The organism is Paenibacillus sp. GCM10027626, from assembly GCF_042676285.1.
Classification (GTDB): domain Bacteria; phylum Bacillota; class Bacilli; order Paenibacillales; family Paenibacillaceae; genus Paenibacillus_Z.
In genome coordinates this window covers 52,656-71,370 of the sequence record NZ_JBHTHC010000020.1, presented here as the reverse complement: position 1 = coordinate 71,370, position 18,715 = coordinate 52,656, and the positions used below count along the sequence as shown (strand labels likewise).

At 50.4% G+C, this 18,715-nt stretch carries 13 protein-coding genes; 11 read left to right on the top strand and 2 right to left on the bottom strand.

The window, feature by feature from the left end:
- Nucleotides 1-13: 13 nt before the first annotated feature.
- From ACFQ0N_RS29195 to ACFQ0N_RS29185, 3 genes are read left to right on the top strand one after another with little or no spacing between them, the layout of a single operon-like run.
- Complete coding sequence (locus tag ACFQ0N_RS29195; protein WP_379333097.1) at nucleotides 14-2,302, top strand: FAD-dependent oxidoreductase; 2,289 nt, start codon at nucleotides 14-16, stop codon at nucleotides 2,300-2,302.
- A gap of 10 nt (nucleotides 2,303-2,312) precedes the next feature.
- On the top strand, nucleotides 2,313-3,065 hold the full coding sequence (locus ACFQ0N_RS29190; RefSeq protein WP_379333095.1) for an SDR family NAD(P)-dependent oxidoreductase: 753 nt from the start codon (nucleotides 2,313-2,315) through the stop codon (nucleotides 3,063-3,065).
- A complete protein-coding gene (locus ACFQ0N_RS29185) occupies nucleotides 3,062-4,162 on the top strand; it encodes a M14 family zinc carboxypeptidase (protein WP_379333092.1) in 1,101 nt (366 codons plus the stop codon). The genes ACFQ0N_RS29190 and ACFQ0N_RS29185 overlap by 4 nt, the downstream gene beginning before the upstream one ends.
- Before the next feature lie 62 nt (nucleotides 4,163-4,224).
- On the opposite strand, the gene ACFQ0N_RS29180 is transcribed toward ACFQ0N_RS29185, so the two are convergent.
- Both ACFQ0N_RS29180 and ACFQ0N_RS29175 read right to left on the bottom strand, forming a co-directional pair.
- Nucleotides 4,225-4,602 (bottom strand): RidA family protein, encoded by a 378-nt coding sequence (locus ACFQ0N_RS29180; RefSeq protein WP_379333090.1) that lies wholly within the window; start codon nucleotides 4,600-4,602, stop codon nucleotides 4,225-4,227.
- Nucleotides 4,603-4,709: 107 nt separating this feature from the next.
- Nucleotides 4,710-6,113 (bottom strand): ABC transporter substrate-binding protein, encoded by a 1,404-nt coding sequence (locus ACFQ0N_RS29175; protein ID WP_379333088.1) that lies wholly within the window; start codon nucleotides 6,111-6,113, stop codon nucleotides 4,710-4,712.
- 354 nt (nucleotides 6,114-6,467) lie between these two features.
- Here ACFQ0N_RS29175 and ACFQ0N_RS29170 point away from each other — a divergent pair, with 354 nt between their 5' ends.
- From ACFQ0N_RS29170 to ACFQ0N_RS29135, 8 genes are read left to right on the top strand one after another with little or no spacing between them, the layout of a single operon-like run.
- Nucleotides 6,468-7,601: an ABC transporter ATP-binding protein gene (locus ACFQ0N_RS29170; RefSeq protein WP_379333086.1), complete on the top strand. Its 1,134-nt coding sequence runs from the start codon at nucleotides 6,468-6,470 to the stop codon at nucleotides 7,599-7,601.
- Nucleotides 7,598-10,528, top strand: coding sequence for an extracellular solute-binding protein (locus tag ACFQ0N_RS29165; protein ID WP_379333084.1), 2,931 nt, complete (start codon nucleotides 7,598-7,600; stop codon nucleotides 10,526-10,528). The genes ACFQ0N_RS29170 and ACFQ0N_RS29165 overlap by 4 nt, the downstream gene beginning before the upstream one ends.
- Before the next feature lie 3 nt (nucleotides 10,529-10,531).
- The gene (locus ACFQ0N_RS29160; protein ID WP_379333082.1) at nucleotides 10,532-11,521 is read left to right on the top strand and encodes a carbohydrate ABC transporter permease; all 990 of its coding nucleotides are present in this window, start codon (nucleotides 10,532-10,534) and stop codon (nucleotides 11,519-11,521) included.
- A complete protein-coding gene (locus ACFQ0N_RS29155; protein ID WP_379333080.1) occupies nucleotides 11,522-12,379 on the top strand; it encodes a carbohydrate ABC transporter permease in 858 nt (285 codons plus the stop codon). It abuts the gene before it with no gap.
- Nucleotides 12,380-12,397: 18 nt separating this feature from the next.
- Complete coding sequence (locus ACFQ0N_RS29150) at nucleotides 12,398-14,431, top strand: YIP1 family protein (protein ID WP_379333078.1); 2,034 nt, start codon at nucleotides 12,398-12,400, stop codon at nucleotides 14,429-14,431.
- Complete coding sequence (locus ACFQ0N_RS29145; RefSeq protein WP_379333076.1) at nucleotides 14,424-16,670, top strand: DUF5696 domain-containing protein; 2,247 nt, start codon at nucleotides 14,424-14,426, stop codon at nucleotides 16,668-16,670. Before ACFQ0N_RS29150 ends, ACFQ0N_RS29145 begins: the two co-directional genes overlap by 8 nt.
- Entirely contained in the window at nucleotides 16,667-17,563 is an 897-nt protein-coding gene (locus ACFQ0N_RS29140) for a carbohydrate ABC transporter permease (RefSeq protein WP_379333074.1), read from the top strand. Before ACFQ0N_RS29145 ends, ACFQ0N_RS29140 begins: the two co-directional genes overlap by 4 nt.
- Nucleotides 17,560-18,543 carry a carbohydrate ABC transporter permease gene (locus tag ACFQ0N_RS29135; protein WP_379333071.1) on the top strand — a complete coding sequence of 328 codons (984 nt, stop codon included), beginning with the start codon at nucleotides 17,560-17,562 and terminating at the stop codon, nucleotides 18,541-18,543. The genes ACFQ0N_RS29140 and ACFQ0N_RS29135 overlap by 4 nt, the downstream gene beginning before the upstream one ends.
- The last annotated feature ends 172 nt before the right edge of the window (nucleotides 18,544-18,715 follow it).

The following is an 18,715-nucleotide window of genomic DNA, read 5'->3' as shown; positions in this document are numbered from 1 at the left end:
AGAGCTCGTGTTGATGAACCAGGAACGAGGCAATCATGTGAGAAGGCAGGAGGAGCAATACGATATTGTCGTTTGCGGCGGCGGATTGGCCGGATTTTGCGCTGCGGTCGCGGCTGCCCGCGAGGGAGCGGCTGTATGTCTGGTTCAGGATCGGCCTGTCTTTGGCGGGAACAGTTCCTCGGAAATTCGCGTGCCCCCGCAGGGGGCGGCCAGCTTTCATGCTTATGCCCGAGAAACGGGCATCATTTCGGAGCTGCTGATCGAAGAGCGTGCGCGCAATCATGAGCAGCCAACTAATGATAATGGCTGGATTAATAGTGTGTGGGATATGGTGCAGTATGACATGGCGATGACGACTCCTAATTTATCCTTTCATTTGAATACAAGCATTGTTGGCGTACGCATGCAGGATGAGCAGACGATCGGGGCTTTGGTTGGCCGCGTTCAGCACGCGGAGACGGAGCTGGTGCTGAACGCCCATACCTTTATTGATTGTACCGGTGATGGCATCGTGGCGGCTCTCGCCGGCTGCGAGTGGCGCATGGGATCGGAAGGGCGCGCAGAGTTTGGCGAGCCGCATGCGCCTGAAACGCCCAGCGACGGGGTGATGGGCAGCTCGATTCATTTCAAAGCGAAGGATACGGGACAGCCGTCAGCGTTTACTGCGCCGGATTGGGCTGTACAGTATGACGACCCGGATTTCTTTTATAAGCAGGGAAGATGGCCTGGTGAAATTCGCAGCGGCTATTGGTGGATGGAGCTGTCCGTTCCCTGGCATACGATCTATGACAACGAGAAGCTTCGGCATGAATTGACCCGTCATGTGCTCGGCGTATGGGACTATATTAAAAATAAAGATCCGGAGCTTAAAATCGCGGCTGCCAATTATGCGCTGGACTGGATCGGGCAAGTGCCCGGTAAACGGGAAAGCCGGCGGATTATGGGGCAATATCTGATGACGGAGCATGATCCGCTGCACAAGACGGTTTTCGCCGATGAGGTTGCGTATGGCGGCTGGTTTATTGATCTGCACGAGCCGGGCGGCTTGCTGGCTCCCTTTAGTGAACGCACAGCGGTCGAAGCGGGTCATATGGCCAAAAGCTATGTCGGCCCTTACGGGATTCCGCTGCGCATTATGATTGCCAAGAATATGAACAATTTGATGATGGCAGGCCGCAATGTCAGTGTTACCCACGTTGCTTTAGGAACGGTGCGGGTGATGGGGACGACAGCGGTGATGGGACAGGCGGCAGGTACAGCTGCGGCGATTGCCGTGCGGCATGGCGTACAGGTGAAGGACAGCGCGCAGCTGCTGGTGGGCGTCATTCAGCAGGCGCTGCTGCGCGCCGGCTGTTTCCTGCCGAACGTACGCAATTGCGATGAGAGCGATCTGGCCAGAATGGCCAAAGCAACGGCGAGCAGCGAAGCGCTGCTGAGCGGCATAAAGTCTGCCCCTATACCGGGCGGGCAAGGCCGTCTGGAGCATCGGCGCGGGCAATGGATTGCGGTTGGCCATGACCGGATCGACCGGCTGCAGCTATGTCTGGGGAATGATTCGGCGGAGGTGCAGCCGGTAGAAGTGCGGCTTTATGCCGCTCAGCATATATGGGATTACCGGGTTGAACCAGGGGACCCGCTCGCAACGGCACAATTGCTGGTGCCGCCAGGGCAGGGGCATTGGATCGATTGGGGAGCAGAGCTCAATGTATCTTTATGGAAGGGGCGTTATGTGCGGCTGGATCTGTTAGCGAATCGTCATATTTGCTGGTATCCGGCAGCTGAGGTTGAGCCGGGACATCCGAGCGCTTATGAGCAAGGCAATGGCCTGATGCGCAAATACGGCAAAGGGGAAATGATGAGCTTCCGCATCGAACCACAGCAATCGGTCTATGAAGCCGGGAATGTACTTAGCGGTGTGACCAGACCTTATTACTCGACGAATGTATGGCGCTCCGACCCTCTGCAGCAGCTGCCGCAATGGCTTGAGCTGGCTTGGGAAGAGCCGGTGCAGATCGGGCAAGTCGAATTGACCTTCCCGGGGCAACTGCTGCGCGACTACCGTTCCTATCCGGCGCATTACAAAGATCCGCAATGTCCAAAGGATATCGCCATTGAAGCGTTTGTTGCCGGCCGGTGGAGGCAAGTTGGCGCTATAGCAGGAAATTATCAGCGGAGAAGAGAAATAAAGCTGGAACAGCCCGTTACAACCGGCAAGTTGCGCATTGTAGTGCTGGCAACGAATGGCGATCCGTCAGCTGCAATTTACGAGGTCCGCTGTTACGCGGGGCAAACTGATAAATAAGGAGAGCGCTATGCGAGCATTGGAAGAGAAAGTCATATTAATTACAGGATGCATGGGGGCCGCAGGCAGCGCTGCGGCTGCCGCTTTCATCGAGAAAGGGGCGATTGTATACGGCTGCGACTTGCATCCGGAGGAGCGGCATCCCGAATTCGCACAGCTGCGGCAGAGATATGATGAAGACAGATGGGTGTACAGACAAAGCGATGTTAGTGATGAGGCTCAGGTAAGCAGCATGCTGGCTGACATTGAACGCCGCTTCGGTAAAATTGACGGCAGCTATCACTTGGCGTTCAAAAATGTCGAGCAGCCGATTACTGAGCTTTCGCTTGCTGACTGGGATGCCTCTATACGCGGCACATTAACGAGCACCTTCCTCGTATGCAAACATGTCGTATCGCTGATGATCCGGGGCAATGGAGGTTCAATCGTCAATACCTCGTCGGTATTGGGGCAAAATCCTTCAAGCGGATGTTACGCTTACGGGGCGGCAAAGGCCGGAGTCAATCAGTTTACCCGAGTGCTGGCCAAAGACTATGCCAAGCATGGCATTCGGGCTAATGTGATTGTGCCTGGCGATTTTCGTTCCGAGCAATCGCTGCAGATGCAGACGGAGCGAGAGAAAGAAGCGATCCGTCATCATGCTTTGCTGGGACGAAGCGGCAGCGCGAATGAAATTAATGAAGTGGCTGCTTTCCTGCTCTCAGATGCAGCCTCTTATGTGACTGGTTCATTATATGCTGTTGATGGCGGTTTTCGTCTATGATCGACATTGTATGCAACTATGCCGGCGGCAATATTAAAACAGTTGCACTGGAAGCAGGGCGCGTACTGCTGGAGCAGGATTTGCGGGATACGTCCGGCTGGTGGTTTTATTGGAATTTCTCTGCGCAGGCAGCAGCTGGACAGACCGTGCTTTTTCAATTTGTAAATGGAGAAGTGGTCGGCCCTTGGGGCCCGGCGGTAAGCTATGACGGCGTGGAGTGGGCATGGCTGGGGAAGAATTCATTGCGCTCAAGGGACAGCTTTATTTATACTTTTCGGGAAGGGCAGCAGCGGGTGTTCTTCTCCTTTTGTCTACCCTATCAAATGCACCATTTCGAACGGTTTTACAGCCGCATTGCCAGGCATCGGGCTGTCTCCCGCCAAATTTTGACCGTTTCCGAGCAATTAAGGGCGATTCCGTATTTGCAGATCGGCTGCAGTGAGGCGGAGCGGCATATCATTTTTACGGCGCGCCATCATGCTTGTGAATCGACGCCTTCCTACGTTCTGGAAGGAGTGATCGACTATTTGCTGCAAGCAGAGCGCTCGCCTCTGCTTGATCGCTGCCTCGTTCATTACATTCCGTTTATGGATATCGATGGCGTAGAGGGAGGCGACCAAGGGAAAGGGCGTGCTCCCCACGACCATAACCGCGACTATACGGACACCCCCATGTACAGCTCGACAGCGGAATTAATGGCCATAGCTGCAGACCGGCAATTCGATATCGCGCTTGATTTTCACGACCCTTTCAAATGGGAAGGGCGCAACGACGTTCCGTTCTTTGTTAAGCAGCCTTCGCCGATCAAGGAAGAGATTGAGCGTTTAGGCGGATTTTTGCAGCAAATCTGCAGTGAGCATCAGGATGCTGCGGCGATCCGTTATTGCAGCGCGAACGACCTAGAATCAGGGGAGGACTGGAATATACCGCATGGCAGGGCTTGCAGTAATTTTTTTTGGCGCCACGGCGCAAGGCTGGCCTGCAGTCTGGAGTTTCCGTACTTTGGAACGGAGGAGGCGGCGGTGACAGCGGACAATAGCCGGCGTTTTGGTCATAGCCTTGGCAGAGCGCTTGAACGGTATATCAATGAAACGTAAAACAGATAAGCCCTCGTATTCCGCGATTAGTCAGGGAAAACGAGGGCTTATCAATGGCATCGTCATGGCGAGAGAGTGCTGCGCAGCCTGGCAATGACGTCGATTTCTACGAGGAGGTCAAAATTAAGATCGCAATACACGACGGTCCGCGCCGGATAGGGGCGGGGGCAGAGCTCGGAGTAGACTCGGTTGAATTGCTGGTAATGATGGCGATGCTTCAAATAAATCGTTACCTTTAATATATCGTTTAAGGTTAGTTGGGATTCGGCTAATATATTTTCAATATGCTTCATCGTATTAATGGTCTGCTGTTCCAGATTATCAGCCGGAATAGCGCCAGTCAGGGGATCGAATCCCCCTTGTCCGGACACGAACAAAAGTGATTCTGATTGTGTAGCAGCGGACAAAGGAATTTCTTCTATACCGTAATTTCGCTCCATTACCTGTTCCTTTCCCGCATTTATCGCGTTAAAATGGTTTTAAGTTCCGTTAGAAGAAGAGACTGTCTGGATAAGCCCGGACAGTCTCGACATTACCGGCGTTTAGCTTACCAGCCCAGATTTGCCCGGGTTTCCAGCGCCTTTTTATTATAGGCTTCAACATACGGAATAATCGCGTTCAAACTGCTGCCTGTATCCATCGCCTTTGTCAAAGCAGCTATGGATTTATTCATGTACTCCGGCAGCTCAACCATAGTAGCGTCGCTGGAATAGCAGCACATACTGCTGGACAGCTGGATGGCTTCGACGTTTTTGCCTTGCCATACGGGTACCTCAGTGAAGTACTTATCAAGCTCAGGCGATTTGACGAATGCGCCGGAGCCGTTCCCGATCATGACTTTTTGTGCAACTTCATCGAACAGGAAACTCATGTACAGGAACGCTTCTTCTTTATGCTTGGATGCTTTCGGCATGGACATCAAACCGACTTGGTGAACGGTTGTCTGTTTTACTTTTCCTTTTGGCAGCGGGAGAACGTCCCATTCAAAGTTTGCATCTTTTTGCAGCCCTTCGAGATACCAGTCGGCGCCAAGCATGAACAGGAAATTGCCTTTTAAAAATTCATTGCCGGGATCGCCGTTGAAGCCCAGCTTCTCGGCTTCTGCTTTGCTTGGTTGAACATGCCATTTATGTACGAGCTCCTGCTGCCATTTCAAATCTTCCATAACGCCTGGAGTATGCGCGACGCTTTGTGTATTATCCTCATTCATATAACGGGACTTGGCGGCGTGTCCGTTAGCCATCGCCATAATGTCGGAGATGCCCATGCCGATCATGCCCCAATCATTCGCTTGGGCGTCAGTCGCTTGCTTGGCCATTTCGAGCATATCGTCATAAGTCCAGTCATTGGAAGGCATAGTCATGCCATATTTGTTCATTAAATCTTTGTTGATGACGACCCACATCGGAATGTCGGCATATGGCAGCGTATATTGCTTGCCGCCGGTCTGGAAAGATTCCATCAATCCTTCGACCTTATTGGCCTTTTGAATGCGCTCATCCTTGGCGATATAAGGAGTCAAGTCTTCCAGCAGGTCGCCTGACATCCATTGGGACAGACCGTTATCCAGAAAGATCAGATCCGCTTCTTCACCGGCGATGACATTATTAATGATGCTTTTATCAATGTTGGTGTTGGCTTCGATCGTAATCCATGGATACATCTCATGAAATTTGTCGAATAATACTTGGTTAGGACCGACAAACCAGGTGAGCAATTTTAAGGTGACGGGCTCTTTATTGGCTGGATCATCCTGGGGCGGCTGCTCCTCTGTCGTGCCTTCCTTGTTTGTATCTACTGTATTGGATGGAGCAGGCTTGTTGCCGCTATTGCTTGTTCCTTTATTCGTAGAGTTGCCAGAGGAACAGGCTGACAATACTAGGGCGAAGCAAAGCATAATTGCAAAAAAGGATGAAATGTGCAGACTTTTTTTACGATTACGTAAACGCATTCATAAATCCCCCTCAAAAATTGATGATTGCTCTTAGGCTGTCCAGGTCCTTGCAAAAACGAAATCTATGATTCACTTACGAATAGAGCCAGGTATCCTCCTTCCTTCAGCTTACATATGGTGGAAATCAAACCTGTCTTGATTTTATCACGATGTTCATTTATGTCAATAAAATTTTTCACATACAAAACAAAATTTTATGAGTGTGATACTTAAGGGTGATATAAGTCTGGACAATATCATATACATAAAATAATTTCATGTTTACGAAAATATATTTGTTTGTTATTATTTGTGTATCGCGAGTAGAAAAAATTGACTCTATCATGACATCTGTTTGGGGGGACGCAGGTTATGGGCAGTATTACATTTGACCACGTATATAAATATTACAAAGGAGAGGCCAGGCCTTCGGTCAATGATTTTCATTTGGAGGTTGCAGACGGGGAGTTTCTGGTCTTGGTCGGTCCTTCAGGCTGCGGCAAATCGACCACATTAAGGATGCTTGCAGGTCTGGAGGAAGTATCCCAAGGAGAAATACATATCGATGGCAAGTTTATGAACTATGTGTCTCCCAAAAACCGCGATATCGCCATGGTGTTTCAAAATTACGCGCTTTATCCGAATCTGTCTGTATATGAAAATATGTCGCTGGGGCTTCAGCTCCATAAGGTGGCCAAGCACGAAATTGAATTGCGGGTGAATCGGGCGGCTAAGATGCTGGAGATCTCGCATGTCTTGTCCAAAAAGCCGGGGCAGCTGTCAGGCGGACAAAAGCAGCGGGTTGCACTCGGAAGAGCGCTTGTCCGGGAGCCGCAAGTATTTCTCATGGATGAGCCGTTATCCAATCTCGATGCGAAGCTGCGGACACAGACACGGATGGAAATTAGCAAGCTGCATAGTCAATTGAAAACGACGATGGTCTATGTTACGCACGATCAGACAGAGGCGATGACGATGGGGACCCGCATCGTCGTTATGAAGCAAGGCGACATTCAGCAGGTCGCTCCGCCGCAGCAGCTGTATGACGAGCCTGCAAATCTGTTCGTTGCCGGATTTATCGGTTCTCCGCAAATGAATTTTATCGAGGGGGCGATCGTCTCTATAGATGGGGAGTATTACTTCGAGAATAAACGGATGAGACTGATTATACCGGAGCGCTACCGCCCTTATATTGCAGGAGCGACGAGCAATTTGCGCCAAGTCATTATGGGGGTTCGTCCTGAAGCGGTTCATTGCGAAGCGTGGGCGCTTGAGCGGTATCCGGACTGGCAAGTGAATGCAGCGATTGAGATGCGCGAGCAGATGGGATCGGATACATACTTATATGCAGCATGCGGAGAAGGACTCATTACCTGTCGTACGGAAGCGCTTACGGGAATTCGTCCCGGTGATTCAGTGCCGATCGTTATTCGGATGGACAAGGTGCATTTTTTTGATGGTGAATCAGGTATATCGCTGACCAAGCAAGGGGAGCATGCTTCATGAAACAACGAAATTTATGGAGAGGGACGATAGCCGGCGGGATTGTACTGCTCGTTATCGTAATTGTGCTGTGGCGATGGTCGCCGGGGGAGCCGGAATCGTATCCGGTTATTGCGGACGATTTTCTCTATTCTTCATTAGATGTAAGCGGCAAGCCTTCATACATACAATTGGCCAAGGGCGGCCTTAAGTCCGGCGCTGCTCAGCAAGGCGTTCAGGTGCTGGCTGCGGATTATACCGCTGCTTCCGAGGAGGCAGATTTGCAGCAGCGTCAAGATGCCGCCAAGCAAGGGGAGGTGCTTGACTGGACGAATAGCCGCGGCTGGGTAGAATGGGAGATCGATATTCCGCAGGATGGCGTATACAACTTGACGATCGACTATGCGGCGCTGGCCGGCAGCTTCTCGCCCGTTGTCCGTGGAGTGCAGATTGACGAGCAATATGCTTTTGCCGAGGCGGAACGAATCAGTCTGGAGCGGACCTGGCAAGACGACCAATATCCTTATGCGCGCAATGCCATAGGCAATGAGGTGCGTCCCGTGCAGAAGGAAGTGTTGAAGGAGTGGAATGAACGCACCATAACCGATTATTCACTGTCGTCAGAGCCGTTGCAGTGGGAACTGAAAAAGGGAATTCACAAGCTGCGCTTAATTGGCGTTAAAGAGCCGGTATCGCTCTATTCCCTATCCTTTGTGCCGCCGCGCACCATACCGGATTATAAGCAGTACTTGGCGAATAGTGCCGGAACAGGCAGCGGCAAAGCGTGGTTCGAGCTGTATGAGGCCGAGCATTTCAGCCGCAAAAATGCGGTGCGTATTCGTACTGAAAGCGTGTCAGAGCCCTATGTTTCGCCTGATCCGGAAGGGAAGATCGTCTATAATGTGATCGGCGGAGAATATTGGAAAAATCCGGGCGAGGCCTTGGAGTGGGAGTTTACAGTGCCAGAGACGGGACGCTATGCGATCGATCTGAAGTATTTCCAAGGCTATAATGGGAAAGCGCCTTCATACCGGACAATTATGCTGGATGATGAAGTGCCTTTTCAGGAGCTGCTTCATTATAAATTTACCGCGAACAGTGGATTTGAAATTAAATCATTGTCCGATGTAAATGGCGAACCTTATTTGTTTCATTTGACGGCAGGGAAGCACCGTTTAAAGCTGATTGCCGACAATTCTGTGCTCCGTCCAGTCGTGCTGTCGCTTGCGGAGTTCAATGCCAAGCTGGCCGCTTTGGAGCGCAAAGTTCGGGCTATAACGGGCAATTACAGCTTTGATTCGGAGCAAAACTTGGATGAAGGGCGTGTATGGGAGCTTGCCAAGTACGATCCGGACTTTGAGCAAGAGCTGCAAACGCTGATCGGAGATGCAAGAAATATTCGTGATTTTTTGCAGGGGGCAAATCAGGCGGTAACGGATCCTTCGACAGCTTTAAGTTCCGCGATCAGCCAGCTGGAAGAGCTGGCTGGCGATATTAATGAAATTCCGAGCCGCGTGAAGGTGTTCTCCGATATTAGAGCAAGTATCAATACATGGTCGAAGCCGCTGGAGGCACAGCCGCTGCAGCTTGATTATATCGTCATTCGCACGCCGCAGACGGATCCGCAGCTGAAGCTGCCGAATCGCTGGAATCAGCTGCAATATGCAACAACGAATTTTATGCGCACCTTTTTTCAGCAATATGATTCCAGCGATGTGAATGAGGATGCTCTCACCGTATGGGTACAACGCGGAAAGGACTATGTTGATTTGCTGCAGGTCATGATTGAGCAGCAATTTACAGCCGAGACAGGGATAAAGGTAAATGTCAATTTGATTCCAAATCAGAATGTATTGGTAATGGGGAATGCAGCCGGCGATCAGCCTGATGTGGCACTGGGGCTCACAATGGAAACGCCTGTTGATTATGCGATGCGGGGAGCAGCCGCAGAGTTGTCGGCATTCCCGGGATTTGGGGAGCTGGCGGCCCGCTTTAATCCAGGGGCGATGCGTTCATATGTGCTGGATGGCAAATATTATGGGGTACCGGAGACAGAAGCCTACAACATGATGTTCTACCGCACGGATCTATTGGATGAGCTTGGCGTGGATCCGCCTGAAACCTGGGACGATCTGTTGAAATTGCTGCCCACCTTGCAGGAGAACGGCATGACGTTTATGTATCCCAAGCTCAACTTCATGCTGCCTTTCTATCAGCAAGGAGCAGAGTTCTATATGGCCGATGGGATGAAGCCGCGAATTACAAGCCCGGAAGGGCTGGCTGCGTTCAAGCAGTGGACGAATTGGTTTGTCAAATATGATCTGCCGAAGGATGTGCCGGCGTTCTTTAACCATTTTCGGTTTGGAGATATGCCGATCGGCATTAGCGACATTACGATGTATGCCCAACTGACAATTGCTGCTCCAGAATTGGCTGGGCACTGGAAGATGGTGCCGCTGCCAGGCATACGGCAAGTGGATGGCACCATTGCCCGCTGGGCGCCGCAAGAAACAACTTCTGCCATGATTATGAAAAAAAGCGAACGCAAGGATGACGCCTGGAAGTTTCTTAATTGGTGGACGTCAGAACAAGTACAAAGCCAATTCGCCAATGATATTGAATCATTCGCAGGCATTGAATATCGGTGGTATACAGCCAATGTGAATGCACTGCAGACCATTCCTTGGTCGGATGAGGATTTGCTTGCGTTGAACGAGCAAGGGCGCTGGACGAAGAATATGCCTTATGTGCCAGGCTATTACTTTTTGCCGCGTGAGATGGATTTTGCTTGGAACAATACAGTGGTTAGCGGAAAGCCGCCAAAAGAAACGTTAGAAAAGGCGGAGATGTCGATATTGCGGGAAATGAGACGCAAGCAGCTTGAGCTCGGTATGACACCGGACCAAACATTGCCCATAGCCCCATATGACAAGCCGTACGGAAGGGAGTAGGTCATGAAGTCTGCACCAACAAGTACTGAAATTACAGCGCCCCCGGTCGGGACAAAGCCGGAACCTCCGTTATTTGTGCGCAGAATCAAGCGGCTGGTGAAGGAGATCTGGCAAGCGCGATTATCCTATTTGTTTCTCGCTCCCTTCCTGCTCTGCTTTACCTGCTTTATTATTGTGCCGGTACTCATAGCGGCGCTGCTGAGCGTAACGACATTCAACGGCTTTGGATTTCCGCGTTTTATCGGGTTCAAGCATTTTGTCGATGTACTGACACAGGATGTCGTATTTATGAAATATACGCTTCCCAATACATTAAAGTTCGCCATCATAGTCGGCCCAGGCGGGTATATGCTTTCGTTTGCATTCGCCTGGCTGATCCATCAGCTGCCCAAGCAGATCCGCGATTATTTTACGCTGGCTCTGTATGCGCCGTCTATGGTCGGGGGAGTAGCGTTGTCTGTCGTCTGGGCGGCTACCTTCAGCGGCGACAGAGTCGGCTATTTGAATAATGTGCTGCTGCGCCTTGGTTTAATCGATTCTCCGCATTTATGGCTGCAGGACCCGAAATATTTGATGACCATTATGATCATTGTCACGTTGTGGACGAGTATGGGAGTCGGCTTTCTCGCCATGTTGGGCGGCCTGCAGACGGTCAATACCGAGCTGTATGAGGCCGGTCGCATTGACGGCATCAAAAACAGCCTGCAGGAGGTTTTCTATATTACGATTCCGTCGATGAAGCCGCAAATGCTGTTCAGCGGCGTAATGGCGATCGTAGGCACGCTGAAGGCGGGGGCTATTTCAACCCAGCTGACAGGATTGACGATTACACCTAATTATGCCGGACATTTAATGACCAACCATATCGAGGACTATGCTTTCCTGAGATATGAATGGGGCTATGCGTCGGCTTTATCTGTCATACTGCTCATATTAAGCTATGGCTTAATGCGGGGCGTCTACAAGCTATTTGGCACCAAGGGGGAAGAGTAAATGATTATGAAGCTGCGCAGACAGATTGCTTTTTCCCGCGTATTTCTGCTTTTGTTCCTGACGGTTACAGGCTTGTTTATGCTGCTGCCGATCATCTTTTTATTCAACCATGCGTTCAAGCCGCTGAATGAGCTGTTTCTGTTTCCGCCGACGATTTTTGTCAAAGAGCCGACCTGGCGTAACTTCGAGCAGCTGCTGCTGCATTCTTCCGCAGGCGTTGTGCCGTTTACGCGCTATTTGTTCAATAGTGTAGTAGTCGCGCTCGTTTCGGTTACGGCTGTTGTTTTGGGAAGCACGATGGCCGGCTATGTGCTGTCCAAGCATCGTTTTCCTTTTAAAGCGACGATCATGTCGCTCATTATGGTCTCGCTTATGTTTGCGCCGGAGACGGTACAGATTCCGCGTTATCTCATTATAAGCGGCCTGGGCCTGACGAATACGTATTTTGCTCACGTTCTGCCGTTTATCGCTTCTCCGGTAGCGGTCTTTTTGATGAAGCAATTTATTGATCAAATTCCGAATGCTTTGACAGAAGCGGCAAAGCTGGATGGTGCGAGCGAGTTGTATATTTTTATGCGGATTATTACACCGCTTACCGCGCCGGCAGTCGCGACGGTATCGATTATTACCTTTCAAGTGGTCTATCTCGATGTAGAATCATCGACGCTGTATATGACCAAAGAGACGATGAAAACATTAGCCTACTATGCGACCTCGCTTACGCAAAATGTACCCGGTGTTGCTGCTACGAGTATTGCGGCTGCAGTTGGGCTGCTCATGTTTTTGCCGAATTTGATTATGTTTTTGCTGTTCCAGCGGAAAATGATACAGACGATGCTGCATTCCGGTGTGAAATAGCGGAAGGAGGGGGTCAAAATGATAAAGCACGCAAATAAAATAATGATCATGCTCGGCCTGCTAATGCTCCTCTTTCCGTCTTTCGCATCGGCGCAAATCCCTTATACGACATGGTTTAAAGATCCGAAAACATGGAAAAATTACCGCATTCAGCCGCTGTTTGTGCCGGACCGCGTGGTCGACGGCAATCGGATGGATATGCCGCTTAACTCTCCCAGCGATCTCTATATCGCGAAAAATAATCATGTGTATATTGCCGATACGGGCAATAACCGGATTGTTGAGCTGGATGCAGACGGGCAGTTTTTACGGAGCATTGGCGGGGAAATGGAAGACAGCAAGCTGAGCGAGCCTGAGGGCGTGTTCGTGACTGAGGATGGCACGATCTATGTGGCTAATGCCGGCGGTCAAAATATTGTTGTCCTTACAGCAGATGGGCAGCTAAAGCAGGTTTTTGGCAAACCGGACAGCAAGCTGCTGGGCGACGACTATCATTTCATTCCGACCAAGCTCGTGGTTGATAATCGCGGCGTCATGTACATCGTCGTCAAAGATACGCACCAAGGGCTGCTGCGCATGAATCCGCAGGGGGAATTTACCGGCTTTTTTGGGGCGAACAAAACGAGTCTCGGATGGATGGATCGCCTGAAGCGCATGGTGCTCAATAAAGAGCAAATGTCCAAGGAAGTGGCCAAGCGGCCTAATGCGATTGAGAATATCTCGCTAACGGGCGATGGCTTCATTATTACGGCAAGCTCCGGCGATAATGGGGATGGTCAAATAAGGAAATTGAATGCCGGCGGGGTTGACGGCCTTAAGGGGAAGGAATTTCAAGAGCTGCAGCTGATCGATGTGGTCACCGATAGCAGCGGTTTTATGTACGGGCTGAATCGCGAGTGGGGTGATATTACGATTTATGACCCGACTGGCGAAGCGATGTTTTACTTCGGCGCCGGAGAAAAAACAGCCCGCCAGCAAGGGATAACCAGCTACCCGACCAGCATTGGCATCAATGACCGGGCTGAACTCTGGGTCGCGGACAGCGGCTTGAATTTGATTCATGTGTTCAAGCAAACCCCGTTTGGCAGTACATTCCTAAAAGCGGCGCATCTTTATTTTGAAGGTGAATATGAGGAAAGCCAAACTTATTGGGAAGCACTGCTGCGCGAGAACGGGATGCTGGATATCGCTTTTAACGGGCTCGGGAAAAACCTGATGCACGAACAGTCCTATCAGGATGCGCTTGAATACTTTAAGCAATCGCATGATCCCAAAGGCTATTCTGACGCTTTCTGGAATATTCGGTATGACTGGATGCAAAATCATCTGCTGCTGCTGCTCTTAATTATAGTTATTGGGCTATGTCTGATTGTTTTTGCTGCACGCAAATATGGAAGCAAGCTGCAGGAGTACGCTTGGCCGAGCTGGCTGCGTCAGTATAGCGCAGAGATAAGGGACGCCATCTATCTGATCTTTCACCCGTATGAAGGCTTTTACCGTTTGAAGGACCGGCGTATCTCCTGGGTTATTATTTTGTTCTTGCTGGGGCTGGCGCTGGGGGCGCATATTTACTACTTGTTCGGCAGGGGCTTTATCTCCTTTCCGTATGATCGCGGAGAGCTGAATATTAAATTATCGATTGGCATGCTGGTCGTGCCATGGTTGACATGGGTGCTGGCCAACTATCTGGTCAGTACGGTAAAAGGTGGAGAAGGGCGCTTCCGCGAGGTGATTCAATCCAGCACCTATGCCATTGTGCCATACATTGTGATGATCATTCCGATTACTTTGCTGTCTAATGTGCTAGTGTTCGAAGAATGGGTGATCATTGAGTTGGCAACGACCGTCATGTGGATCTGGATCGCGCTGCTGCTTTTCGTTATGACGCAGGTCATTCATAATTTTGATTTTTTCGAAGCGGTCAAAAATGCCGGTATTACGATCTTTACCATTGGCGTTATCTGGATCTTTATCGTCATTGTGTCCGGCCTGAGCGTCAACCTGTATGACTTTATGGTGCAGATTTATCGGGAGGTGTCTCTGGGTGGCTAAAAGGTTACGGCTCGGAAGCCGCAAAGCCCGTCTATTCATCGTGCTCGCTTTGGCTGTCGTCATAGGTGCCGTAGCTATTGCAGCGGTTCAATGGGAAACCCTTCCGGAGCTTTCCGAAATGAATATCGAAGCGCCTCCTGCTGCAGCGCTTGCTATAGAACAAGGGAAGCAATGGGTGCCGGCGGGGGTTGATCAGGAAGGCTTTGCTCTTGCCGCTGAAAATGAGCGGTATGCACTGCTTGTGGAGCCGAAAAGCAGCCAGATTATTGTGGTGAACAAGCAAAACGGCTATCGCTGGCGGAGCAATCCAACAGAGCTCGGCAGCGAAAAGGTTAAAGGGGCGCTGCTGGAAAATCTTCAGTCGCCTTACGTGCTGGAATACGTTTCGGGCACTGAAACGAAGCGTGGCGTATCCAATACGAAGGATAAGACGCTGCGAGTGGAATATATCTCGCTCCCGGACGGGATTCAGGCTGCCTATCATCATGAAAAGCTTGCCATCTCCTTTGTGATCCAGTATCGCTTGACCGCACATGGCCTGGAGGTTGCTATTCCGAATGAAGGGATTCAGGAGAATGGTGCCAATAAAGTATTTGCGCTCAATCTGCTTCCGTTTTTTGGCGCAGTCTCCGGCATAGAGGAGGACGGCTATTTATTCGTGCCGGACGGCCCAGGCGGGCTGATCCATTACAATTATAAGCGGCCGCTAGTCGGCTATGGCTATGAGTTTCCGATCTACGGCGACGACCCGGCGAATTTGAAAATGCGTGAAGGCTTCTCGCTGCGGGAACAAATCAGCTATCCTGTATTTGGCTTGAAACGCGGGGAGCAGGCATTTGCGGCCATAGTAAAGGAAGGCAAGTACACAGCAAATATAAAAGCGCTGCCCTCTGGACTCGTATCTACCTATCATTCGCTTGGAGCCTCGTTCAAATATCGGGAAGAGTTCGGCAGAAAGGTGAGCGGGATTACCGATCAGGTGGTAAACACGGTGACGAAGGAGCACAATCGCGAGGACCGGCGAGTAGAGTATCGCCTGCTCTCCGGTGATGAGGCCAACTATGTCGGCATGGCGCGAGCCTACCGCGGCTATTTGGAAGAGAGCAAGCTGCTGTCGTTCAGCTTGCCGGCGAAGGCGCATATCCCGCTCAAGCTCTCTTTGATCGCTGGCGGAACCAAGCCAAGGTTTGGCGGCAACAGTTACGTGCCGGCTACAACCTTTGATCAAGCCGGGCAAATGGTGAGCGATTTGAAGCAGAGCGGCGTATCTGATATGGATGTAACGATACAAGGCTGGCAAAGCAGCGGTTACGCTTATACAGACGAGCAATTCCCGATTCAGGAGAGCATTGGCGGAAATGCAGGAGCTAAGGCGTTCATTAGCAGCATGCATGAGCTGGGTGTTACCGTCATGTTCGAGGATTATATGGCATGGAAAAATCCGAAGCATTCCGCCTTTACTGTCAAATCAGACGGTATACGCAGCCTGGATTCCACTGTGCTGCAGGGAGGGAATACGCCAGGCCATCAAAGGGATGAAAGCAAACAATTTATCGTTAACCCGCTTAAAGCGATTCGCAAGCAAAAGGCGACGATCGACAAGCTGAAGGAAATCGGAGCCGATGGCATTCACTATGTTGACGGCCCCGGCAATCTTCTGTACAGCGATTATTTGCCTGGCGAGCAGCTGTCGCGCGCGGAGACCTCATATTACTATCAGGGGCTGCTTGACTATACGCGGCAGCAGCTGGGGCAGGCTGGGGTCTATCGCGGCAACGATTATATTTTGTCTCATGCCGATTTTATTGAGGAGTTGCCTACGGAATCGAGCTATGATTTCATTGTCGATGAAACTGTGCCCTTCTACCCGCTTGTCGTACATGGAGCTGTTGCCTATACGGCAGCGCCGGCCAATCTGCGCAGCGACTATGAGGCCGGACTGCTGAAGGCGATTGAATATGGCGCACTGCCTTACTTCAAGCTGACCTACGCAGACAATCGGACGTTGAAGGACACGGATTACGATTATGTCTACAGCAGCGAATATGATATCTGGAAGGACCGGATTGTGAAAGAATATCGCAAATTTGACGAGCTGGCGCCGCTCTATCATCTGCGGATGACCGATCATGCCAAGCTTGCAGACGGCCAGTATGTAACGACCTATGAGGACGGGACGAAAGTGACAGTCAATTACAAGACGAACAGCTTTGAGATTGCAAAGGGGGGAGCACAATGAAGTCTGCCGCAGGACGCCGCAGAGACTACTTCTTATTCCGGTGGAAGGAATACGGTATCGGCTATTTGTTTATGCTGCCCTGGATCATCGGCTTTTCGGCATTTGTCGCTTTCCCGATCGGCTGGTCGCTATATAACAGCTTCAATAAAGTAATTATCAATAGTGATGGTTTTGCTTATGAGTGGGTTGGCCTGGACAATTACCAACGGATGCTGATTCAGGACAATGCTTATCCGATCATTTTAATCTCGCTCTTTCAGGAAATGATCATTATGATTCCGCTCATATTGATATTTTCGTTTTGTGTAGCGCTTTTGCTCAATCAGAAATTTCCCGGACGCAGCTTGATGCGGGCAATCTTCTTTTTGCCGGTTATTTTTGCTACAGGCCAAGTGCTGATGGAGCTGTTCGTACAAGGGGCAGGAGAGCTTCCCTTTATCGAGCAGTACAATTTGACGTCGATCGTCAATCAGTTTTTCAGCCCGGGAATTGCTGAGACGATTCTTAGCATTTTGAGCAAAGCGGTCATCATTTTGTGGTACTCTGGTGTGCAAATCTTAATTTTTATTGCCGGATTCCAGACCATCCCCAAAACGGTCTATGAAGCTGTGCGCGTCGACGGGGCATCGCCATGGGAAAGCTTCTGGAAAATCACCTTCCCGGGCATGCTGCCTTTCATTGGCTTGAATGCTGTATTTACGATTGTCGATCTGTTTACCTTTCCGTTCAACCCGGTATTGGAAATTGTACAGCGCAATATGTTCTCGCCGAATACGGGCTATGGCTACGCGAGCGCGATGGCTTGGCTGTACTTTGCCTTAGTGATGCTGCTGCTTGCCATAACGCTGTGGCTGACCTATCGGGCGAATAAAGGAAGGGGGGCATTGCGATGAAGCTAGCAGAAATGGTACGGAGCACAAGAGAGGAAGGGCTCCGGATATTATCGCGAAGACGGACCCAGCAGGTAAAACGATTGATGCTGGGCCAGCATCTGAATGACGGGCTTATTGCCAAATTGTTCATATTGGCCTTATTGTCTGTAGTGGCTTTTTTATACGTAAAGCCGATTCTTTATATGTTATCAACGGCTTTAAAAAGTGTAGCGGATCTGATCGATCCGATTGTCGGCCTGATCCCGCGCGAGCTGCATTTCAGCAATTATTCCGAGGCGTTGCGCGGCCTGCATTATTGGGAGGCGCTCGGCAATACGCTGACGATTGCCTTAGTAGGCTCAGTCCTGCAGGTATTTTCTTGCGCATTAACTGGCTATGCATTAGCGCGGCTGAATTTTCCGGGCAAGGGGCTGTTTTTCTTTCTTATTCTGGTCACCTTCCTTATTCCGCCGCAATTGACGATAATTCCGCTTTATATGACATTCAAGGAACTGGGCTGGCTGAATACGCCGTTTGTATTTTTGATCCCCGCCTTGTTCGGTCAGGGGATGCGCGGCGCATTATTTATTATCATTTTCAGGCAATTTTTCCTCACGCAGCCTAAGGCGCTAGAGGAGGCGGCCCGGATGGACGGAGCGTCAGTCTTCCGCTTATTTTTCCGCATTATGATGCCGCTCGCCGGCGGTGCTTGTCTTGTAGTATTCCTGTTCTCGTTTATTTGGTATTGGAACATGCATTTCGAGCCGTCGATGTTTTTGAACAAAGATTTTATTCCGCTCTCTCTCCGGCTTAATGGCATGGAGGCTGAGCTGCTCGGCAACAAAGCATTAAGCTTTGGAGCCGAGGGCAATAAGGACCCTTTGTCGGAAGGGCCGAAGATGGCGGCAGCCTTTTTGATTATTTTACCGCCGCTCATTGTTTATTTGGTTGCACAACGGTGGTTTACGGAAGGAATTGAACGCACAGGGCTAGTTGAATAGAAGGTGCAGGTTTAGGGGGAAAGACCGCAGTTATGCGGTTTTTCTCTTATATATAAATTTATTTTTCATATACGATAAAAAGTAGTTGATTTTCGCTGCCAGAGTGGTAATATAAGGTTGTTATTTCCTACCATGAAGATGTCGGCAGGATGGCCACCTGCAGATTCGGCAG